Source organism: Mesorhizobium sp. M0518, assembly GCF_040321125.1.
In the GTDB taxonomy this organism is placed as follows: Bacteria; Pseudomonadota; Alphaproteobacteria; order Rhizobiales; family Rhizobiaceae; genus Mesorhizobium.
Genome location: NZ_JAMYQY010000020.1, coordinates 80,954 through 101,030, shown reverse-complemented (window position 1 = coordinate 101,030; position 20,077 = coordinate 80,954). Strand labels below are relative to the sequence as shown.

19 protein-coding genes are annotated in these 20,077 nt (G+C 63.6%); 7 read left to right on the top strand and 12 right to left on the bottom strand.

What is annotated here, in order from left to right; translation table 11 throughout:
• Nucleotides 1-47 precede the first annotated feature (47 nt).
• Entirely contained in the window at nucleotides 48-1,526 is a 1,479-nt protein-coding gene (locus NKI66_RS25415) for an esterase-like activity of phytase family protein (protein ID WP_352753408.1), read from the top strand.
• 169 nt (nucleotides 1,527-1,695) lie between these two features.
• Nucleotides 1,696-3,168 (top strand): MATE family efflux transporter, encoded by a 1,473-nt coding sequence (locus tag NKI66_RS25410; RefSeq protein ID WP_128303511.1) that lies wholly within the window; start codon nucleotides 1,696-1,698, stop codon nucleotides 3,166-3,168.
• 33 nt (nucleotides 3,169-3,201) lie between these two features.
• Here the strand turns inward: NKI66_RS25410 and NKI66_RS25405 are convergent, their stop codons facing one another.
• On the bottom strand, nucleotides 3,202-4,413 hold the full coding sequence (locus tag NKI66_RS25405; RefSeq protein ID WP_352753405.1) for an MFS transporter: 1,212 nt from the start codon (nucleotides 4,411-4,413) through the stop codon (nucleotides 3,202-3,204).
• Nucleotides 4,414-4,597: 184 nt separating this feature from the next.
• Nucleotides 4,598-4,999, bottom strand: coding sequence for an SH3 domain-containing protein (locus NKI66_RS25400; RefSeq protein WP_023813119.1), 402 nt, complete (start codon nucleotides 4,997-4,999; stop codon nucleotides 4,598-4,600).
• Between the two features lie 242 nt (nucleotides 5,000-5,241).
• Here NKI66_RS25400 and NKI66_RS25395 point away from each other — a divergent pair, with 242 nt between their 5' ends.
• Entirely contained in the window at nucleotides 5,242-5,817 is a 576-nt protein-coding gene (locus NKI66_RS25395; RefSeq protein WP_127293041.1) for a TMEM175 family protein, read from the top strand.
• A 53-nt stretch (nucleotides 5,818-5,870) separates the two neighbouring features.
• On the opposite strand, the gene NKI66_RS25390 is transcribed toward NKI66_RS25395, so the two are convergent.
• Complete coding sequence (locus NKI66_RS25390; RefSeq protein ID WP_023813121.1) at nucleotides 5,871-6,152, bottom strand: hypothetical protein; 282 nt, start codon at nucleotides 6,150-6,152, stop codon at nucleotides 5,871-5,873.
• Nucleotides 6,153-6,339: 187 nt separating this feature from the next.
• Between NKI66_RS25390 and NKI66_RS25385 the strand changes: the two genes are divergently transcribed.
• Nucleotides 6,340-7,206: an SDR family NAD(P)-dependent oxidoreductase gene (locus tag NKI66_RS25385; RefSeq protein ID WP_352753403.1), complete on the top strand. Its 867-nt coding sequence runs from the start codon at nucleotides 6,340-6,342 to the stop codon at nucleotides 7,204-7,206.
• A gap of 3 nt (nucleotides 7,207-7,209) precedes the next feature.
• Here the strand turns inward: NKI66_RS25385 and NKI66_RS25380 are convergent, their stop codons facing one another.
• The 3 genes from NKI66_RS25380 to NKI66_RS25370 all read right to left on the bottom strand — a co-directional run bounded on the left by NKI66_RS25380 (nucleotide 7,210) and on the right by NKI66_RS25370 (nucleotide 9,164).
• Nucleotides 7,210-7,635: a low affinity iron permease family protein gene (locus NKI66_RS25380; protein ID WP_127320442.1), complete on the bottom strand. Its 426-nt coding sequence runs from the start codon at nucleotides 7,633-7,635 to the stop codon at nucleotides 7,210-7,212.
• Nucleotides 7,636-7,938: 303 nt separating this feature from the next.
• The gene (locus NKI66_RS25375; RefSeq protein ID WP_352753401.1) at nucleotides 7,939-8,580 is read right to left on the bottom strand and encodes a DapH/DapD/GlmU-related protein; all 642 of its coding nucleotides are present in this window, start codon (nucleotides 8,578-8,580) and stop codon (nucleotides 7,939-7,941) included.
• Between the two features lie 68 nt (nucleotides 8,581-8,648).
• A complete protein-coding gene (locus NKI66_RS25370) occupies nucleotides 8,649-9,164 on the bottom strand; it encodes a CreA family protein (RefSeq protein WP_352442247.1) in 516 nt (171 codons plus the stop codon).
• A 189-nt stretch (nucleotides 9,165-9,353) separates the two neighbouring features.
• Between NKI66_RS25370 and NKI66_RS25365 the strand changes: the two genes are divergently transcribed.
• From NKI66_RS25365 to NKI66_RS25355, 3 genes are all read left to right on the top strand, one after another.
• Entirely contained in the window at nucleotides 9,354-9,932 is a 579-nt protein-coding gene (locus NKI66_RS25365; RefSeq protein WP_128303538.1) for an SCO family protein, read from the top strand.
• Between the two features lie 10 nt (nucleotides 9,933-9,942).
• The gene (locus NKI66_RS25360; protein ID WP_352442246.1) at nucleotides 9,943-10,815 is read left to right on the top strand and encodes a 50S ribosomal protein L11 methyltransferase; all 873 of its coding nucleotides are present in this window, start codon (nucleotides 9,943-9,945) and stop codon (nucleotides 10,813-10,815) included.
• Nucleotides 10,816-10,961: 146 nt separating this feature from the next.
• Entirely contained in the window at nucleotides 10,962-12,806 is a 1,845-nt protein-coding gene (locus NKI66_RS25355) for an aminopeptidase P family protein (protein WP_352753397.1), read from the top strand.
• Nucleotides 12,807-12,964: 158 nt separating this feature from the next.
• Here the strand turns inward: NKI66_RS25355 and NKI66_RS25350 are convergent, their stop codons facing one another.
• The 6 genes from NKI66_RS25350 to NKI66_RS25325 all read right to left on the bottom strand — a co-directional run bounded on the left by NKI66_RS25350 (nucleotide 12,965) and on the right by NKI66_RS25325 (nucleotide 19,920).
• Nucleotides 12,965-13,261, bottom strand: coding sequence for an AzlD family protein (locus tag NKI66_RS25350; protein WP_023813129.1), 297 nt, complete (start codon nucleotides 13,259-13,261; stop codon nucleotides 12,965-12,967).
• On the bottom strand, nucleotides 13,258-13,986 hold the full coding sequence (locus NKI66_RS25345) for an AzlC family ABC transporter permease (protein ID WP_352753395.1): 729 nt from the start codon (nucleotides 13,984-13,986) through the stop codon (nucleotides 13,258-13,260). Before NKI66_RS25345 ends, NKI66_RS25350 begins: the two co-directional genes overlap by 4 nt.
• Before the next feature lie 165 nt (nucleotides 13,987-14,151).
• Entirely contained in the window at nucleotides 14,152-14,844 is a 693-nt protein-coding gene (locus tag NKI66_RS25340) for a DUF2461 domain-containing protein (protein WP_128303501.1), read from the bottom strand.
• Complete coding sequence (gene ligA / locus NKI66_RS25335; RefSeq protein ID WP_352753392.1) at nucleotides 14,841-17,045, bottom strand: NAD-dependent DNA ligase LigA; 2,205 nt, start codon at nucleotides 17,043-17,045, stop codon at nucleotides 14,841-14,843. Before ligA ends, NKI66_RS25340 begins: the two co-directional genes overlap by 4 nt.
• A gap of 112 nt (nucleotides 17,046-17,157) precedes the next feature.
• Entirely contained in the window at nucleotides 17,158-18,831 is a 1,674-nt protein-coding gene (gene recN / locus NKI66_RS25330; RefSeq protein WP_128303499.1) for a DNA repair protein RecN, read from the bottom strand.
• A 219-nt stretch (nucleotides 18,832-19,050) separates the two neighbouring features.
• A complete protein-coding gene (locus NKI66_RS25325) occupies nucleotides 19,051-19,920 on the bottom strand; it encodes an outer membrane protein assembly factor BamD (RefSeq protein ID WP_023813133.1) in 870 nt (289 codons plus the stop codon).
• Between the last annotated feature and the right edge of the window lie 157 nt (nucleotides 19,921-20,077).

The window sequence follows — 20,077 nt, the reverse complement described above, 5'->3', positions numbered from 1 at the left end:
CATCGATGTCGCGCCTCGCGGCACATCCGTCACAAAGAGGATTATCCATGAAACACCTGTACCGAACCGCGTCGCTCGGCGTCGCGCTGGCCTTGTTCACCGCCTTGACGCCGGCGCTCGCCGACAGCACCGCGACCGTCGGCGGCCTCGTCAACAAGGGGCTGGTCGGTGTCGGCCGCATCCCGGCCGCTCAGCGCGACAAGTTCGGCGAGACCTTCGGCTCGGGCTCCGGCATGGCGATCGACACATCAGGCTGGACGCACGGCGCCGATGGTTACAAGGGTTCGCTCTGGCTGCTGCCCGACCGCGGCTACAATGTCGTCGGCACCACCGACTACCGGCCGCGCCTCAACACCATCGGCATAGAATTCATGCCGACCGCATTGGGTGCCGCACCCGCTGCCGGCCAGGAGCAGACGGGCGTCAAGGCGACGCTCGCCGACACCATGCTGCTCACCGACGACAAGGGCGCTGATGCCACCGGCCTCGACCCGCTCAACGGCGTGCGCGCGGCAAGCGGCGACATGCCGATCCTGCCGCAAGCCGACAATGGCAAGCTGGCGCTCGACAACGAGGCGATCGTGCGGCTGCCCGATGGTTCGATGTTCATCTCCGACGAATACGGCCCGAACATCTATCGGTTTTCCGCCGACGGGCATCTGCTGTCGGCAACCCAGCCACCGGCCGCCCTCGTGCCGATGCGCCACGGCACGCCGAACTTCGCCTCGGACAATCCGGGACCCGGTGCCGCCGAGCCCGATCCGAAGGATCCCGAAACCGGCCGCCAGAACAACCAGGGCCTTGAAGGCATGGCACTGACGCCGGACGGCAAGTTCGTGATCGCCGTGCTGCAGTCGGCGACAAGGCAGGACGGCGGCGATTCGCCCGCCACGCGCCAGAACACCCGCGCCCTGGTCTACGACGCATCCGACCTCGGCCATCTCAAGCTGGCGCATGAGTATGTCGTGCCGCTGCCGGTGTTCAAGGATGCCAAGGGCAAGACCAAGGTCGCCGCGCAGAGCGAGATCGTGGCACTGTCGGATCAGACCTTCCTGATGCTGGCGCGCGACAGCGGCAACGGCCAGGGCCTGAAGGGCGATGCCTCGCTCTATCGCCAGGTCAACGTCGTCGACCTATCCACCGCGACCGACATCGCCGACAGCGCCTTCGATGCCGCTGACAAGCCGGTCGCCCCCAAGGGCGTCGTCGACCCATCGGTGACACCGGCCAAGCTGACGCCATTCATCGACATCAACGACAGTGCCGAGCTCGGCCGCTTCGGCCTGCACAATGGCGCGCCGAACGACAAGAACAACCTGTCCGAGAAGTGGGAGGCGATGTCGGTGGTCAGCGTGCTCGATGCGAAGCTGCCCGACGACTACTTCCTGTTCGTCGCCAACGACAACGACTTCCTTGCCCAGGACGGTTTCCAGGTCGGCGCGCCCTACAAGGCGGAAGACGGCGCCAATGTCGACACCATGTTCCTGGTCTATCAGGTCACGCTGCCGGGTCTGGCCAAGAAGTAACGACCACTGCACGGACGGGCGCGCTTGGCGCGTCCGCTGGGGCAGCGGCTGATATGAACGGGGGGCAGCGGCTTTCAGCCGTGCGGCGCGTTCGCAAGGGTGCATCTCGGTCCCGCCTGCGATATCATCGTGGACTGGATCCAAATCACCATCCGCCGAGCTGCCCGCCATGGACGAAAAAATGCCCGCGCGCCGGGGCACCGGCGACCTGACCAGCGGCCCGATCCCGCGCACGCTTCTGCTGTTCGCCCTGCCGGTGCTCGGCTCCAACGTGCTGCAGTCGCTCAACGGTTCGATCAACGCCGTCTGGGTCGGCCGTTTCCTCGGCGAATCGGCGCTGACCGCCACCTCCAACGCCAACCTCGTCCTGTTCCTGATCCTCGGCACTGTGTTCGGCATCGGCATGGCGGCCACCATCCTGGTGGCCCAGTCGGTCGGTGCCCGCGACCTGCCCGAGGCGCGCCGCATCGTCGGCACCAGCGCGACGTTCTTCTTCCTCGTCTCGGTTGTCTTCGCGGTCTGCGGCTGGATCTGGGTCGACGCCATTCTCAACACGCTCGGCACACCGGCCGATGCCTTGCCGCTGGCGCGCTCCTATCTGCGCATCATCTTCGTCGCCGTGCCGATGATGAACCTTCTGTCCTTCGTCATGACCGTGCTGCGCGGTGCCGGCGATTCACGCACGCCCTTCTTCTTCATGGCGCTGGCCGTCGTCCTCGACATCGTGCTCAACCCATTGCTCATCGCCGGCATCGGGCCGTTTCCCGAACTCGGTATCGCCGGCTCCGCCACGTCGACGCTGATCGGCCAGACGGTAAGCGTGATCGCCATCCTGATCGTGCTCTATGTGCGCAAGCATCCGCTGCGGCTGGCCGGCGCCAACCTCGCTCTGCTGCGGCCCGATCCCACCTTGCTGCGCATCGTCGTCTTCAAAGGCGTGCCGATGGGTCTGCAGATGATCGTCATCTCCGCGGCTGCATTGACAGTGATGGGCATGGTCAACTCCAACGGCTCGCAGGTCGCGGCCGCTTACGGCATCGCCGCCCAACTGTGGACCTACATCCAGATGCCGGCGCTCGCCATCGGCGCCGCGGTGTCCTCGATGGCGGCACAAAATGTCGGCGCCGGGCGCTGGGACCGGATCGGCCGCATCGCCGCCTCCGGCGTCGGCTTCAACCTGGTCCTGACCGGCGCGCTGGTTGCCGTGCTGTCGGTTTTCGACCGTTCGGTGCTGAGCCTGTTCCTGAGCAGCGATAGTGCTGCGATCGACATCGCCGTCCACATCAACAATGTCGCCTCGTGGTCGTTCATCCTGTTCGGCATAACCATCGTGCTGTTTGCCACCGTACGAGCCACGGGTGCCGTGATGCCGCCGCTGATCATCCTGGTCATTTCGGTGCTGATCGTGCGCACCGGCTTTGCCTATTTCATGCGTGGCGTGATCGGCGAGGAAGCGCTGTGGTGGAGTTTCCCGGTGGGTTCGATCAGCTCGCTTGTACTGGCCGCTGCCTACTACCGTTTCGGCCGCTGGCGCACCACGCACATGATCGAGAACAGGCCGGCCGCCGGCGAGCCGCCGGACACCGGTCTTGGCGTGCCGCGCGGACGCGCGCATCTTTCGCCTGAAACACCGAACGGCTGAAGCCAACCCGGTTCCGCTGGACAGCTCCAGGGCTCAACGCCCGTGTTGTTTCAGCTCAAAAGCCGGTGCCACCAACGCAAACGCCACGATCACGCCGGCGAATGCCAGGCTGGCAGTGATAGGACTGGCATAGGTCGAAACGATGCCGATGCCGATGACGGGCAAGGCGTTGCCGACAAAGCAGCAGATGAAGAAGCTGGACACCACTTCGGCGCGACGAGCCTTTGGCGCGATCTCGTTCACCACTTGCAGCCCGCCACGGTAACCAAGCGCCGCCGCAACGCCGCAACAGGCCGTCGCAGCAACCATCAGTGCCATCGAGGCCAGTGTCTGCGCCGCCACCACCAACGAGACGCTTGGGATCATCAATGCCAGCGCAGCCAGCATCGCTTTGTTGCTCTTCATGTGCATCAGAACGACAATGCTGATCGCGGTGACGATCGCCAGTTCGAAGAACAGCGCGCCGGCGACGGCGTGGTTGGTCACATGCAGCTGCTGCGCCAGGATGCTCGGCGCCAACGCGGCGTAGAACCCGACCAGCGCCATCGCGCCGAAGCCGGTCACCGCCGGCGCGACGAAGCGCGCACGGATTTCCTCCGGGACGGAAAGTTGCGGCCGCAAGGAAAGCCGCCGCAGGCCGCCCGGCTTCGCCACCGTTTCGCGAGTGCGCCAGACCAGGATCGTTACCACCAAAAGTGCTGCCAGATAGACGATGAAGATCAGCCGCAACGGCCATGGCTCATATTCAGCCAGAAGTCCCGAAATCAGTGCGCCGAAGCCGAGGCCGAGGAAATTGGTGCTGGTGGCGATCACACTGGCGCGCGACTTGTCCGCGCCGGGAAGAAGCTCGGCAATCCACGCAGTTCCGGTCCCCGCGCCGACGCCGATGCCAAGCCCGCTCAGGATGCGGGCGACGTCGAGCGAGACGACGTTTCCGGCAAACAGGAAGACAAGCGCACTGACGATGGCGACAAGCATCGCCGCCAGGCTCGCGGGCCGGCGCCCGACGACATCGGACACCCCGCCGAACATCACCAATGCCGCCAGATTGCCGACGACATACACGGCGTAGATCAGCGTCAGGGTGATTTGTGAAAAGCCGAATTGCTGCTTGTACACGATATAGAGCGGCGTCAGCACCGTGCTGCCGGCAAACAGCACCGCAATCATCGCGGCGACGGTGGGGATTGCAAGAGCGTCGCCACCTACTCCTTCGTGCGTATGCGCAAAATTGCGAATGGCCATGGCCAACCTCGTCACCAATTTCGGGGATCGAGGATTTAACGCGGTTTCATCCACGACGTTCCAGCCGACAGGGAGGCTCCTGACAGCACCGTGGACATTGCTTGAGCGGGATATCTGCCGGCTGAACAGGCTCGGATCGGGGCCAGCGGCTCCGATCCGTCATCTATCGCTCAACCGGTCGGCCTCACCTGCAGGGGAAGCCGGGCGCGATCTTGCACTTGCCGGGGCGCGGCTTGTGCGGCGGGCGATGGTGCGGAGGACGGTGCGGCCTGTGCTGCCAGTGCGGCCGATGCGGCGGGCGCACGATGATGATCGGCGGGCGAACGATCTGGGAGCGTTCGAGATAACCGGCGCTGGCCCAGCCGCTCACGCCGCCGCCGTGGATTCTACACCAGCCCGGCTGGCAGCCGGTGACATTGACCCTGAAGCCGGCGGGCAGCGTTCCGACCCTGGCGTATCCCGCTCCCGGCCCGCTGCGGACGTTGAGGTTGGTCGAGGTGTGGGCGCTGTAGGCGAAGGCCGCGGCCGACGTCCCGAAGACCGCGGCCAGGATGGTCGCGACCACAAGCAGAAAACGAAATCTCATCAGTCCCCTCCATTCGAATCCCAGCCGTACATCTGCTTCGGCCAAGACTGCCCTGCAAGAGGAGCGGCCAAGCCAAGAAAAGTCAACGGTGGGCGGCCGTAATCGTCCTGACCAGCGGGACTGATGCCGGATTTTCCTTGGACATGGTTGAGGAATTCCCCGGTTGCCATTTATTGGCTCCCCAACATCCGCTAGCGTTTACTCTCTCTTTCGACAATTCATCGCGGGCAAAGGTGGGATCCATGGGCAAAGGCAGGGTCGAGGCATTCACCGATGGTGTCGTGGCCATCATCATCACCATCATGGTGCTTGAGTTGAAAGTGCCGCATGGCGAGGACTTCTCCGCCCTGGTGCCGTTGTGGCCGATCTTCTTCTGCTACGTGCTGTCCTTCATCAATGTCGGCATCTACTGGAACAACCTGCACAACATGTTCCACGCCGTGCAGCGGGTCGACGGGCGCGTGCTGTGGGCCAACCTCAATCTGCTGTTCTGGCTGTCGCTGATGCCGGTGACCACAGCCTTCATGGGCGAGAACCACTTTGCGCCGGTGCCGGTCGCGGTCTATGGCACCGACCTCGCGCTATGCGCCATCGCCTACACCATACTCGCCGCCGCGCTGCATCGCCTGCACGGCAATGATACCGCTTTTGCCAAGGCGCTGGGTACTGACCGCAAGGGGAAGCTCTCCCTGGCTGTCTACATCGCAGCCGTCGTGCTGACCTTCGTCAGCCAGTGGATCGGCGTCGCGCTCTATGTGCTGGTCGCGATGATATGGCTCGTACCGGATACGCGCTTTGCGCGGGTGATTGAAAAGTAGCTGTCTTCACGCATTTTCAAGGCAAAGCGTTGCACGTCTTTCCCAGAGTTGCGCTACTTGCGCATCGCTTTCAGTTTTTCCGCCACCGATGCGGCAAGGTCGGCATAGCGCTCCTCCAGCCGTTCCGCGGCCTTGATGATCGAGAAATCATGGCCGAACTTTTCCAGCGCCATGCGCAGCTTCTCGACGAACTCGGCTTGTTTCTCCAGGGCGGAAAAGAGCGTCTTCACCTGCGTTTCGCTGATGTCGGGATTGGCCAGCATCTGCGGCACCTCGCGGCCCATCTGGTCGCCAATGGCGGTCTGTTCTTTCAGGATTGCAACCCAGTCCGTCAATCAGGAAATCTCCGTTTGTCCCCAGGGCTAAAGTTTGTTTTGTCCCCAGGGCAAAATCTCTTTTGCGGAGGCAAAGGGCAACATGCGCAGCCTCGACCGAACTGGTCAACCCGACAAGGCGAGCAGAGGCTTGCACCGACCGGTTCCGGCGCTAAGTTCGGCGCATCGAACAAGGAACCCATCGCTCATGATCACCGACGCCGAGATCCAGACCGCCCTGCCCGCGCTTGCCCCAGGCAATGCCGCCGTGATCACCGGCGCCGCCAGCGGCATCGGTCTGGCGGCCGCCAAGCGGCTTGCACTGATGGGCATGAAGATCGTGCTGGCCGACATTGGCGGCGCGCGGCTTGACGACGCCTCGCGCGCCGTTTCTGCGATTGCCGGCGACGATGCCGTGCTTGCCGTCGCCGCCGACGTTTCGAAGGCGGATGAGGTGGACCGCCTCGCCGAGAGGGCGTTCGGCGCCTTCGACGGCGTGTCGCTGCTGATGAACAATGCCGGCGTCGGCGACAATCCCGGAAAGCCATGGGAAAACCGCGACGCCTGGAAACGGCTGCTGGACATCAATTTCTGGGGCGTCGTGCATGGCGTGGAGGCCTTCGCGCCGCGCATGCTGGCCTCGGCCGGGCCGGGTCTGATCGTCAACACCGGCTCCAAGCAAGGCATCACCACGCCGCCCGGCAATCTTGCCTACAATGTCTCCAAGGCAGGGGTGAAAACCTTCACCGAGGGCCTGGCGCATGCGTTACGCAACGAACCCGGCGCCCATGTCGCTGCCCATCTGCTGATCCCCGGCTTCACCTTTACCAGCCTGACCGAGGGCGCGACGGAAAAACCGGCCGGCGCCTGGACCGGCGAACAGGTTGTGGATTTCATGCTGGAATCCCTGACCAGAGGCGATTTCTACATCCTGTGCCCGGACAATGAGGCGGCCCGCCCGCTGGATGAAAAGCGCATGGCCTGGGCGATCGGCGATATCATTGAGAACCGCCCAGCCCTGTCGCGCTGGCATCCGGACCACAAGGACAGTTTCGCGGCGTTCATGAAGGGCTGATTTTCAGGCCGCCTGCTTTTTCGACCCGCGCTTTTTCGCCACAACCTTCTTCGCCGCCATGTCGGCGATCTGTTCGTCATGCCGCTTTGCAGCACGCTCGCATTTGGCGCGGATTTCCTCGACTTCGGATTCGGTCAGATGCTCGATGCCGATGAAGTGGTTGTGGCCCTTGCCGACCCGGATCAGTTCGTCGAGCTTGGCCTGGATCGCCGCGCCGTCGCGGTTCTGAGTGTTCTGGATCAGGAAGACCATCAGGAAGGTGATGATGGTCGTGCCCGTGTTGATGACGAGCTGCCAGGTGTCCGAAAAGCCGAAGAACGGACCGCTCACCGCCCAGACGATGACGATCAGGCAACAGAGGGCGAATGTCGGCGGCAGGCCGGCTATGCGGGCGACCCAGTTGGCGACCTTGGTGAAATGCTTTTCCATCTATCGAAATCCTCAACGCTGCGGCGCGATGAGAACAATCAGCGACCGTTTCAGGTTCCCGATGCAAGCAAATACCTCAGGTACAATTGCCTACACGCATAGGGAGAATAGCCTGGAAAACACGCCTTATGGGTTCAATGTCACAATGACCCTGCAGGCGAGAGTGCCTGTTCCTTCCGCTTCACAGCGGTTTAACTCCAGCCCCTTCCGCTGCGCCACCCCCGCATGGCGGAAGGGGTTTCAGTCCGGCGGGCCTTGAAGCGCGTCGCCCGACTCCGTCTCAACGCTACGCACTTGAACTGGTCAGACGGCGTCGTTTTCCCAGCGGTCGAGGAACGCTTCGATCGGCATTGCCTGCATGTCGGGAACCGCTCTGGCGAGCTTTTCGACCGGCCAGTCCCACCAGGCGAGAGCTTCGATCCGCGCCGCCATATCCGGAGCGAAGCGTGGCCGGAGTGCCTTCGCCGGCACGCCGGCGACGATCGCATAGGACGGCACGTCACGCGTCACCACGGCGTTGGCGCCGATGACGGCACCGTTGCCGATGGCGACCCCAGGCATGATCACCGCGCCGTGGCCGATCCAGACATCATGGCCGATGGTCACCGCTTTCGCTTGCCGCCGCTCGCGGAAGGCGGCATCGACGCCCAGCCAACGAAAATACTCGTTCGGCCGGTAGCTGAGCTTGTGCTGGGTCAGCCGCTCTATGGGATGCTCCAGCGCATTGATGCGGCTGTTGGCGGCGATCGAGCAGAATTTGCCGATCGTCGTGTAGATCGCTTCCGAATGGCGTTCAAAATAAGAGAAGTCGCCGACATTCACCTCGCGCAGCACCACTCGCTCGCCGATCGAGGCATAGCGGCCGAGCTTGCACGCCTTCAGCTCCGCGGTCGGATGGATGCGTGGCTCGGGGTCTTTCGGGACGAGGTTTTCGGAACGGTCCATGCCGGCGGCTTTACCCCCGAGCGATTGGTCCCGCAAGCGGGACCAATCGTCCGAAGGTCGGCAGCCTGTTACGGCTTGCCTTTGCTCCACACCACGTTCTGACCGTAGAGCGGCACGGTGGTGACCGACATTTTGGCCGAGCCGTTCTGCACCTGGCGCGAATGCGAGAGATAGATCAGCGTCTCGTTGGCCTTGTCGTAGATGCGGTTCACCACCTGCTTCTTCCAGATCAGGCTGATGCCTTGCTTGAACACTTCCTCGCCGCCCTCTCTCATGTCGATGTCACCGATGGTGATCGGACCGGTCTGGCGGCATGAGATCGAGGAATCGGACGGATCCTCGAACCAGTTGCCCTTGTGCAGGCGATCGATGATGCCGCGATCGAAATAGGAGACATGGCAGGTCACGCCCTCCACTTTCGGATCCTTGATCGCTTCGACGATGATGTCGTTGCCGAGCCAGTCGACGCCGATCTTGCCGACTTCCTCGGCGACCGCGGCACCGGCGCCAAGGACAACGCACGCGGCCAATGCGCCGCCGATCAGTTTTCGCCCAATCAGTCCGTGCCCAACCAGTCGTCGCAAACTAGCCTCCTGCGGTTCGAGTTGCCGGTCACAGGTGGGGCGAGCAGCCCGGCTTTGCAAGCAGATAGGTCGACACCGCCGCGGTTGCGGCAACGCGGCACTTTGCCTGTGCGAGGCCGAACCGCTAAGACTGTCGCACAGGCGCGGCATTGAGCCGGCGCGGCGATTTCTGCAGACGGACTTTTGATGATGATGCGTTCTATCCTGGTCGGCATTCTCGTCCTGATGGCGGCCGGCATCGGCTGGCTGACCTTCGACTGGTACCGCGGCCACTATGGCGGCGAACCGTTCGGGGCCGCCTTCACCCTGGTCGACCAGAAAGGCACGCCGATCACCGAAGCCGCCTTCAGGGGGCAGCCCAGCGTCGTCTTCTTCGGCTTCACCCATTGCCCCGAGGTCTGCCCGACCACGCTGTTCGAACTGGCCGGCTGGCTGAAGACGCTCGGCGACGACGGCAAGAACCTGCACGCCTATTTCGTCTCGGTCGATCCCGAGCGCGACACGCCGGAAGTGATGAACGCCTATGTCAGCAATTTCTCCGACCGTATCGTCGGCATCACGGGCGCTCCGGACAAGGTCCATGCCATGGCCAAGTCGTTCGGCATCTACTGGAAGAAGGTCGACACCGGCGACGGCGACTACACGATGGACCACACCGCCTCGGTGCTGCTGCTCAACGCCAATGGCGACTTTGCCGGCACCATCGCCTACGGCGAAAGCGCCGATACGGCCATCGCCAAGCTGAAGCGGCTGGCGGCGAAAGGCTGATTACCTTTTCATGACCCAGACGCGCCTTTACTTCACCACCGGAAAGATCGAGTCCGTCAGCATTTTCGCGGCGCTTGAGGCAGCCTTCGAGGAAGAGGGGCTGCCGATCGCCGTCCTGGAGGTCGACGAGGACAAGGACATCCACGAAGTGTCGCTCTATGCCGATGGCGACGTCGATGCGGTCGAGACCCGCTTGAACGAGATCCTTGCCGGCCTTTCCCTATCGAAGCCGATCAAGCGCGAGGCCCTGCCCGACATCGACTGGGTGGCGCATTCGCTGGAAGAGCTGAAGCCGGTGCGTGCCGGCCGTTTCTTCGTCCACGGCGCGCATGACCGCCGCAAGCGCCACAGCGGTGAACTGGCCATCGAGATCGAGGCCGGCCTCGCCTTCGGCACCGGTCACCACGGCACCACAGCCGGCTGCCTGGAAATGCTGGAGAAAGTGGTGCGGCGCGAGCATCCGCGCAATGCGCTCGACCTCGGCACCGGCAGCGCGGTGCTGGCGATCGCCGTCGCCAAGCTGGCGCATATTCCTGTGCTGGCCACCGACATCGATCCGGTGGCGGTGCGGGTGGCTGCCGCCAATGCGCGGCTCAACCACGTCAAGGCACTGGTGGAAACAGCAACCGCGCCTGGCTTTCACCATCCGATCTTCGGCAAGCGCGCGCCCTTCGATCTGATCGTCGCCAACATATTGGCGCGGCCGCTGATGCGGCTGGCGCCGCAAATGGCTGGTCACATCGCACTTGGCGGCTCGGTCGTGCTGTCAGGCATCCTCGAGCGTCAGCGCGACGCCGTCATATCGGCCTATGTCGGCCAGAATTTTCGCCACGTGCGCACCTTGCACCGCGAAGGCTGGGTGACGATCCATCTGAAGCATTGAGGCATGCAGGCCGGCAACGACCGAGCTTGGACCAAGTTCCGCCGATTGTCAGCCAAGCGATGCTGTAGCAGGTTGCGCCCAGCCGGAAATCGATTCCGATTTCCGCGACCGTACGCTACGGTTGCGCTGACCGCAGGAGGCCCACAATGTTCCAGACCTTCGATTCCGCCGGCGACCCGGCCGTCGGCAAGCCACGCCTGGCGCTGCTGCGCCAATGGCTTGAAGCCAACGGGCTGGACGGCTTCATCGTGCCGCGTGCCGACGAGCATCAGGGCGAATATGTCGCCGACCGCTCGGCGCGGCTGAAATGGCTGACCGGCTTCAGCGGCTCGGCCGGTGTCGCCATCGTCCTGCGCGACCGCGCCTTCGTCTTTGTCGACGGGCGCTACACGCTGCAGGTGCGCAGCGAGGTCGATCTCGACGTCTTTTCGATCGAAAGCCTGGTCGACAATCCCCCGGCCGTCTGGCTGAAAGACAATCTTGGCAAGGGCGCACGGCTCGGCTTCGATCCATGGCTGCACACGATCAGCGAGGTCAAGGCGCTGCAGGCCTCGGCCGACAAATCAGGCGCGGTGCTGGTGCCGCTCGACAAGAACCCGATCGACATCATCTGGAAGGATCAGCCCGAGGCGCCGGTGGCACCCGTCGAGCTTCACCCGATCGGCTTTGCCGGCGAGCTTGCCAAGGACAAGCTGGCGCGGCTGGCGGCGGCAATCGCCAAGGATGGTGCCACCCATGCGGTGCTGACCGACCCCTCCTCCATCGCCTGGGCCTTAAACATCCGTGGCGGCGACGTGCCGCACACGCCGCTGGCGCTCGGCTTCGCCATCCTCGCCGCCGATGGGTCGCACCAGCTTTTCATGGATAAGCGCAAGTTCTCGCGCCAGGTCGCGGCCTACCTCACCCAGCTCGCCGAGCCGCATGAGCCCGGCGAATTCGAAGCGGCGATTGCGGCACTTGCCAAGAGTGGCGCGAAAATCGCGCTCGATCCGGTGCTGGCGGCCGACAGGCTGCGCATGCTGGTCGAGGCCAATGGCGGCACCGTGATCGCCGCAGCCGACCCCGCCCGCATCCCGCGCGCCACCAAGAACCAGGCCGAAATCAACGGCTCGCGCGCCGCGCATCGGCGTGACGGTGCCGCCGTGGCGAAGCTTCTGTGCTGGCTGGAGCGGCAAAAACCCGGATCGCTCGACGAGATATCGGTGGTCACCCGGCTGGAGGAACAGCGCCGGCAGACCGGCGAAGAGACCCAGATGCCGTTGCGCGATGTCTCCTTCGACACCATTTCGGGCGCCGGCCCGAACGGTGCCATCATGCATTACCGCGTGTCGCGCGCCACCAGCCGTAAGCTGCAGGCCGGCGAGCTGTTCCTGCTCGATTCCGGTGCGCAGTATCAGGACGGCACCACCGACATCACGCGCACCGTGCCGATCGCCCAGCCGACGCAGGAGATGCGCGAACGCTTCACCCTGGTGCTGAAAGGCATGATCGGCATTTCCACCTTGCGCTTTCCCGCCGGCACGCGCGGCTCCGAGATCGATGCCGTCGCGCGCATGGCGCTGTGGAAGCACGGTTGCGACTTCGCCCACGGCACCGGCCATGGCGTCGGCTCGTATCTGGCCGTGCATGAAGGGCCGCAGCGTATCGCCCGCACCGGCACCGAAAAGCTGCTCGAAGGCATGATGCTGTCCAACGAGCCGGGCTACTACAAGGAAGGCGCCTACGGCATCCGCATCGAGAACCTGATCCTGGTGACGTCGGCGCAAGAGATCGAGGGCGGCGATATCGCCATGCACGGCTTCGAGACGCTGACGCTGGCGCCGATCGACACAAGACTGGTGCAGTCGGACCTCCTGACGCGCGACGAGTTGCACTGGCTGGACACGTACCATGCGCGCGTGCTGACCGAGATCGGCCCGATGCTCGACGGCGAAACGCTGGCCTGGCTGGAGAAGGCGACAGCGCCGCTGCCGCACGACGCGAAGATTTGATTTTCTGAGGCGCCGAGGGCGTGTCGAGATTCAGGTCAGGACGAGCCGAAAACGATGGGTTCCGAGAACCGGAGCGGAGCGTACTTTTGGGTACGTGAGCACCGGAAGCGCAGGAAGCCGCCGTTTGCAGGCCGTCATCACCTGAATATCGATACGCCCTACCCGACGAACTGCCGCGCCACGATCAACATCGCCGCACCCGCCAGAAACATCGCCATCAACCCACCGCGCAGCGAGACGACCGCGGTGACCACCAGTGCGGCCCATTCCGCCGGCCCGGCATTCAACAGTTCCGGCGCCACCAGCGTCGTCAGCACCGCGGCCGGCACGGCATTGAGGCCGGCCTCAACGCGCGGGTGGATGGTGTCGAAGCGGGAGATGACCAGATGCCCACCGATGCGCGTCAGATAGGTCGCGATCGCACCGGCGATGATGATCCAGAAGGTCGTGCTCATGGCCGTGCCTTTACGCCGCTGTGATGGGGAGGCAGGATGACCGCCAGCAGCACGCCGGCAACAGCGCCGATCGAGACATGCCAAGGCGAGCCCACCGTCTTGTAGGCGATGATCGAGGCGGCGGCGCTGGCGACGACCACCGGCAGCCACAGCGGCCGCTTGCGGAAGCCCAGCACGAGACCGAGGAAATAGATCGGCAGCAGGAAATCGATGCCCAGCGCATGCGTGTCGGGGATCAGCTTGCCGAACAGCGCGCCAAGCGCGCTTTCGACGATCCAGAACAGATAGACCGGCAGGCCAAGTCCCAGATACCAGGCAAAGCCGACCGTCTGGCCCGATTGCGCCCGCGCTTCGGCTACCGCGAATTGCGGATCGGTGAGGATGAAATAACCAAGTGCCTGCTGGATGACAGGCCAGTGCGCGATGCGCCGGCCGATGCCTGCGGAATAGAGCACGTGGCGGAAATTGACGGCGAAGATCGACAGCACGATCAGCCACGGCGCCACATGCTGGCCGAACAGCTGGATGCCGACCATCTGGCTGGCGCCGCCATAGACCAGCGCGCTCATCAGGAAGGCTTCCAGGACCGAGAAACCGTTGTCGACGGCGAGCGCACCGAACAGCACCGCAAATGGCGCCGACGCCACCACGACAGGCATCGACAGCCGCACGCCCTGCCAGAAATCGCTTCTTTCGCTGCTCTCCGAAATTGCGTCCGTCGCCATCAACCACTCCTGATGCATGTCGCCCAAAAGTGCGTAGCAGGGATAACGACATGCACAACAACAAGGGAAGCGCGGTATGTAGGTGGCGCGGCTTGCCGTGTCACACGAATTCGCTTGAGCCAAACGATCAGCGGAAATGATCGCTGGATCGGCTGAGTTAGACGCTTATTCCTTCGGGATCTTGCCCTCAATCGCCCTGCCCCAGTCGAGCAGCGGCTTGGCGCGCAAGGTGAAATCGACGAGTTCGTCGACCAGATCAGCCGTATGGATTCCGGCCGGATCGATGACATGCTGGACATAGAAATGCCGGTGGCGGATGGCGGCGACCAGATCGGGATCGCTGATTTCCTCGAAGCCGCGTGGCGTACGCTTCATCCGGCCTTCGGTCTCGAGTTCAAGCCGGTTCTTCTTCAACGCCGCCACCAGGGCGCGAAACTTGTCCGGCTTCGTCGCGACGGCTTTGCGCATCGCCAGCAGCAGCGCAGGCTCCGGCTGCCACCAGGCGATGTCGGCAAAGCAGCGCTCAAGCCCGATATGCACGTAGAACACGCCCTGCTCCATCTTGGTGCCGTCGGGCGATAGGATGGCCGACAAATGCCTGTTGTAGGGCCGCTTGTCCCTAGCGAAACGCACGTCGCGATTGATCCGGAACAGCGACTTCTTGCGGTCGCCGCGCAGGCCGAGACCTGCCTCCGCGAAGCGCTCGGTCAGCGTCTCGACGAGATCACTGAGCGGATCGCGCAACTCCTGTTCGAAGAGGTCGCGATTCTCCAGGAACCACTCGCGGCTCTGGTGGAAATCCAGCGCCTTGAGGAACGGAATGGCTTTGGGGCCGAAGCCGCTGAACGGTCCGGTCATGCCTTGCCGATCCGCACCAGCCAGGCATCCTCGTCGATCACCTCGATGCCGAGTTCGCTGGCGAGCTTCAGCTTGGAGCCGGCACCTGGCCCGGCCACGACAAGATCGGTCTTCGCCGAAACCGAGCCCGCGACCTTGGCGCCGAGGCGCTCCGCCATCGCCTTGGCTTCGGAGCGTGTCATCTTCTCCAGCGAGCCCGTGAACACGACCGTCTTGCCGGCGACCTCGCTGTCGGCCGAGACGTTGACGATATATGGCTTCGGCTTGACTTGGCGGAGCAACGCGTCAAGCACGTCGTCATTGCGCTCATTGCCGAAGAAGTCGCGCAAAGCATCGATCACGGTATCGCCGATGCCGTTGACCGAGGGGAAAACCGTATGTGGATTCTCCGCTGCCGCTGTCTCCTTGCCGACGCGGATCAGCTCCTCGATGGTCGAGAAGGTGCGGGCAAGCACGGCGGCCGTCGTTTCACCGATATGGCGGATGCCGAGCGCGAAGATGAAGCGGTCCAGCTCCGGCTCGCGGCGCGAATCGATGGCGGCGAACAGCTTGTCGAGGCCCTCATAGTTGCGATCCGCGACGCTGCGCACATTCTTGCGTGTCTTGCCCGATGCGGCCTCGCGCTGCCTTGCCTGCTCCTCACGGCGCTCGGCCAGCGCCCTGGTGACAGCCGGACGGCGGTCCCTGAGCGTGAAGATATCGGCGGCGGTCTTGATCAATCCCGCATTGAAGAACGTGTCTATGTTTTCCGCGCCGAGCCCTTCGATGTCCAGGGCGCCGCGTGACACGAAGTGGCGCAATCCCTCCACCGCCTGCGCCGGGCAGCTCAGTTCGCCGGTGCAGCGCCGGCGGGAATCTTCCTTGCCGGTCTTTTCGTTGATCTCGCGCGTCGCCGGCGAGCCGCAGATCGGGCAAGTGTGAGGGAACTCGTAAGGCACCGCATCAGCAGGCCGCTTGTCGATGACGACGCTGACGATCTGCGGAATGACATCGCCTGCCCGCTGGATCACGACCGTATCGCCGATGCGTACATCGATGCCATCTCGGATCGGCTCGCCGGTGCTGTCCAGGCCCTTGATGTAGTCCTCATTGTGGAGCGTGACGTTCTCGACCACGACGCCGCCGACAGTGACCGGCGCCAGCCGCGCAACCGGCGCCAGCGTACCGGTACGACCGACCTGGATGTCGATCTTCTGCACGGTCGTCATCGCCTGTTCGGCCGGGAATTTGTGCGCGACCGCCCAGCGCGGTTCGCCGGTGACGAAGCCCCATCGGCGTTGCAATTCCAGCTGGTCGACCTTGTAGACGACACCGTCGATATCGTAGCCGAGCGCCGAGCGCTGCTCCTCGATCCGATGATAATGCGCGATCAACTCCTCGGCCGATTTCGCCCGCACCATCAGCGGACTGATCTTGAAACCCCACTCGGCGAATTTCTGCACCGAATCATATTGGGTCGGAGCGGGATCCGCCGTCGTGTAACCCCAGGCATAGGCGAAGAATTTGAGATTGCGGCTGGCGGTGACGGACGGATCCTTCTGGCGCAGCGACCCGGCTGCCGTGTTGCGCGGATTGACGTAGTCCTGGCCGCCGGCCGCCGCCGAGCGCTGCTTCAGCGCCTCGAATTCCGCATAGGTCATATAAACCTCACCGCGGATCTCGATGGTTTCGGGCCAGCCGGAGCCTTTCAGCTTCGCTGGAATATCGGCAATCGTCTTCAAATTGGCGGTGATGTCCTCGCCGACGGCGCCATTGCCACGCGTTGCGCCCTGCACGAAAACACCGTTCTCGTAGCGCAGCGAAGCCGACAGCCCGTCGATCTTCGGTTCGGCGGTGAAGGCGATGTCGAGCTCCTTGTCGCGATCGAAGAACCGCCGCCCGCGTTCGATGAAATCCGTGACGTCATCATCGGTATAGGCCTTGGCAAGGCTGAGCATCGGCACGGCGTGGCGCACCTTGGTAAAGCCTTCCGCGGGTGCTGCACCAACCCTGAGCGATGGCGAATCCTCGCGCACCAGCGCCGGAAAGCGCTCCTCGATGGCAAGGTTGCGCCGCGCCAGCGCATCATACTCCGCATCGGTGATAACAGGCGCATCTTCGGTATGGTAACACCGGTCGTGCTCGGCGATCTCTTCCGCCAGCCGTTTCAGCTCGGCTTCGGCCTCGCTCTCACTGAGCGAATCGACAGGTTTTTCAGCCATGCTTACCTTCCCCGGACGGTGCTCCGCCACAATAGATCAGGATTTTGGGAAAAGCATTCCTGAACAGCGGGATGCAGCCATATCCTGACTCGATCCCTGACATCCGTTGTTCTTATGCCGCCGTGGTATTCTCACGCAGCAGCCGCTCCGCGGCGGCGCGCGCCTCGTCGGTGATGGTGGCGCCGGCCAGCATGCGTGCGATCTCTTCCTGCCGCGCCGGCCGATCCATTTCGGCAATGCCTGTGGCGACACGGTCGGTGGTGCCGGATTTGGAGATCAGGAAATGCGTCGCCGCGCGCGCCGCCACCTGTGGCGCATGCGTCACCGACAGCACCTGGACCCGCTTCGACAGCCGCGCCAGCCGCTGGCCGATAGCGTCGGCGACAGCGCCGCCCACACCGGTGTCGATTTCGTCGAACACCAGCGTCGGCGCCGAGCCGCGATCAGCCAGCGCCACCTTCAGCGCCAGAAGGAAGCGCGAAAGCTCCCCGCCGGAGGCCACTTTCATCATCGGCCCGGGCCGCGTGCCTGGATTGGTCCGCACCCAGAATTCGATCTGATCGATCCCCTCTTCCATGCGGCTTTCGACCTCGCTCTTCATTTCCACGATAAAGGCGGCGCGTTCGAGCTTCAGAGCCGGCAATTCCGCCATCACCGCCTTGGTCAGGCCGACCGCCGCCGCATGGCGAAGCGAGGACAGCTGCGCGGCGGCAATGTCATAGGTCTCGCGCGCGGCGGTGGCCTGCTTTTCCAACCCGTGCAGGCGCTCCTCGCCGGCATCGAGATCGGCGAGATCGGCCGACATCGTGTCGCGCAGCTGCGCCAAATCGTCGACGGCGACGCTGTGCTTGCGCGAGGCCGCGCGCAGCGAAAACAGCCGCTCCTCCGCTTTCTCCAGCCGTTGCGGATCATATTCGGTGGCGCGCAATGCTGCCTCGACGCCCGATTGCGCCGCGTCGAGCGACAGCATCGCCTCATCGAGCGATTTGACGACATCGTCGAGCAGGCCGGGCGCCTCCGTCACCTTGCGCTGCAGCCGCCGCAGCAGGCTGGCCAGTTGCGGCAAGGGCGAGGACGGGCCGGATAGCACATCCTGCGCATCATGGATTTCGGAAGCGATCTTCTCCGCTCGCATCATCGACGCCCGCAGTTCGGCGAGATCGGTCTCCTCGCCCGGCTGCGGATCGAGCTTGGTCAGTTCCGCCACCGCCGCGCGCAAATAATCAGCCTCGCGCGCCGCCGCCGCCACCTTGGCGCGGTGTCGCGACAGCTCCTGCTCGCAGGCGCGCCAGTGCCGCCATGCCTCGCCGGTCGAGCGGACGGCGCCGAGATGGCCACCGAAAGCGTCGAGCACCTCGCGGTGCGCTCCGGGATCGACCAGCGCGCGCTCGTCATGCTGGCCGTGGATCTCGACCAGCGCGCGCCCGACATCGCGCATCAGGGTGACGCTTGAAGGCTGATCGTTGACGAAGACGCGGGTGCGGCCGTCCGCCGTCTGCAGGCGGCGCAGGATGATGTCGCCGTCATCCTCGATCGCATTGTCGGCAAGCAGCGTACGCGCCGGATGGTTACGCGGCACGTCGAAGACGGCGATGACCTGCCCCTGCGCCGCGCCATGGCGCACCAGCGAAGCATCGCCGCGCGCTCCGAGCGCCAGCGACAAGGCATCGAGCAGGATGGATTTTCCGGCACCGGTTTCGCCGGTCAGCACCGAAAGACCCGGCTGGAAGTCGATATCCAGCTTCTCGATCAGGACGATATCGCGGATCGACAGTCTGGAAAGCATCAGAACCCAAATCTAGAACGGCACGCGACGGTTTGGAGTCGCAGCGCCGCACTATCTTTTTGTTTGAGCACCGGATCAATCCGAAAAAGCGCACGCTTCGATCCGAGTGCTCCAGGCAGGTTCCGCAAAAGTGTCGTGCGGTTTTGCGGCTAAAACCCGCGACAAGCAACAAAACCAGGCAGACGGCGCGTTGGTGAAGCCTGCAACGTCTGCTTGGGATCAGGCGCCGGTGATCATCTTTCCGGCCTTGGATATCCACGACCCGGCATTTTCGCGCGGTGCAAGCCCATTGCTCTGCAAGAGCTTGTATGAATCCTTGTACCATGAACTGTCAGGGTAATTGGTGCCGAGCACGGCGGCGGCGGTCTGCGCCTCCGAGGTCAGACCCATCGCGTAATAGCTTTCGGTCAGGCGGGCGAGCGCCTCCTCGACATGGCGGGTGTTAGAATAGTTCTCGACCACGGTGCGGAAGCGCTTGACGGCGGCGATGTATTCACGCCGCTCGAGATAGTAGCGGCCGATCTGCATTTCCTTACCGGCCAGCTGATCGTTGGCGAAGCGGATCTTTTCCTTGGCGTCGTCGACATATTCCGATGTCGGCCAGCGCGTGACCAGATCCTGCATCGTCTGGACGGTCTGACGCGCTTCCTTCTGGTCCTGCGTCACGTCCTTGATCTGACGGTAGTAGCTCAAGCCGATGATGTACTGCGCATAGGCGGCGTCATCGGTCGACGGGTAAAGCGTGAGATAGCGCTTGGCCGAGCCGATCGCCTCATCGTAATTGCCCTGGCGATAGTCGGCGAAAGCGCCCATCACCATCGATTTGCGGGCCCATTCTGAATAGGGATGCTGGCGGTCGACGGCGTCGAACTTCTTGCTCGCCTCCTGCAGGCGCCCGGCATTGAGATTGGCAAGGCCCTGATTGTAGAGAACATCGGCCGGCTCGGTCTGGTCGACATAGGTCGACAGGTCGATATCTTTCTCCGACGACATGCAGGCCGACAGAAAGAGCGATGGAACAACTACTGAAAGCGCCAGGAAAACAGCCCTCTGCGGTGCTTTCAATTGACCAACTCGCTTGAAGAACATGATTGGATCTCGCCCTTTCGGCGCCATTTCAATGCCAGTTGCATGCCATTGTTTCAAAACTGGTCCCCACTTTTGAACGACATGCATTAATCGACGGCAGCAGCCATAAACCATAACCGCCTTGCCCGACAACGCTATCTCCGGCCAATCGCACATT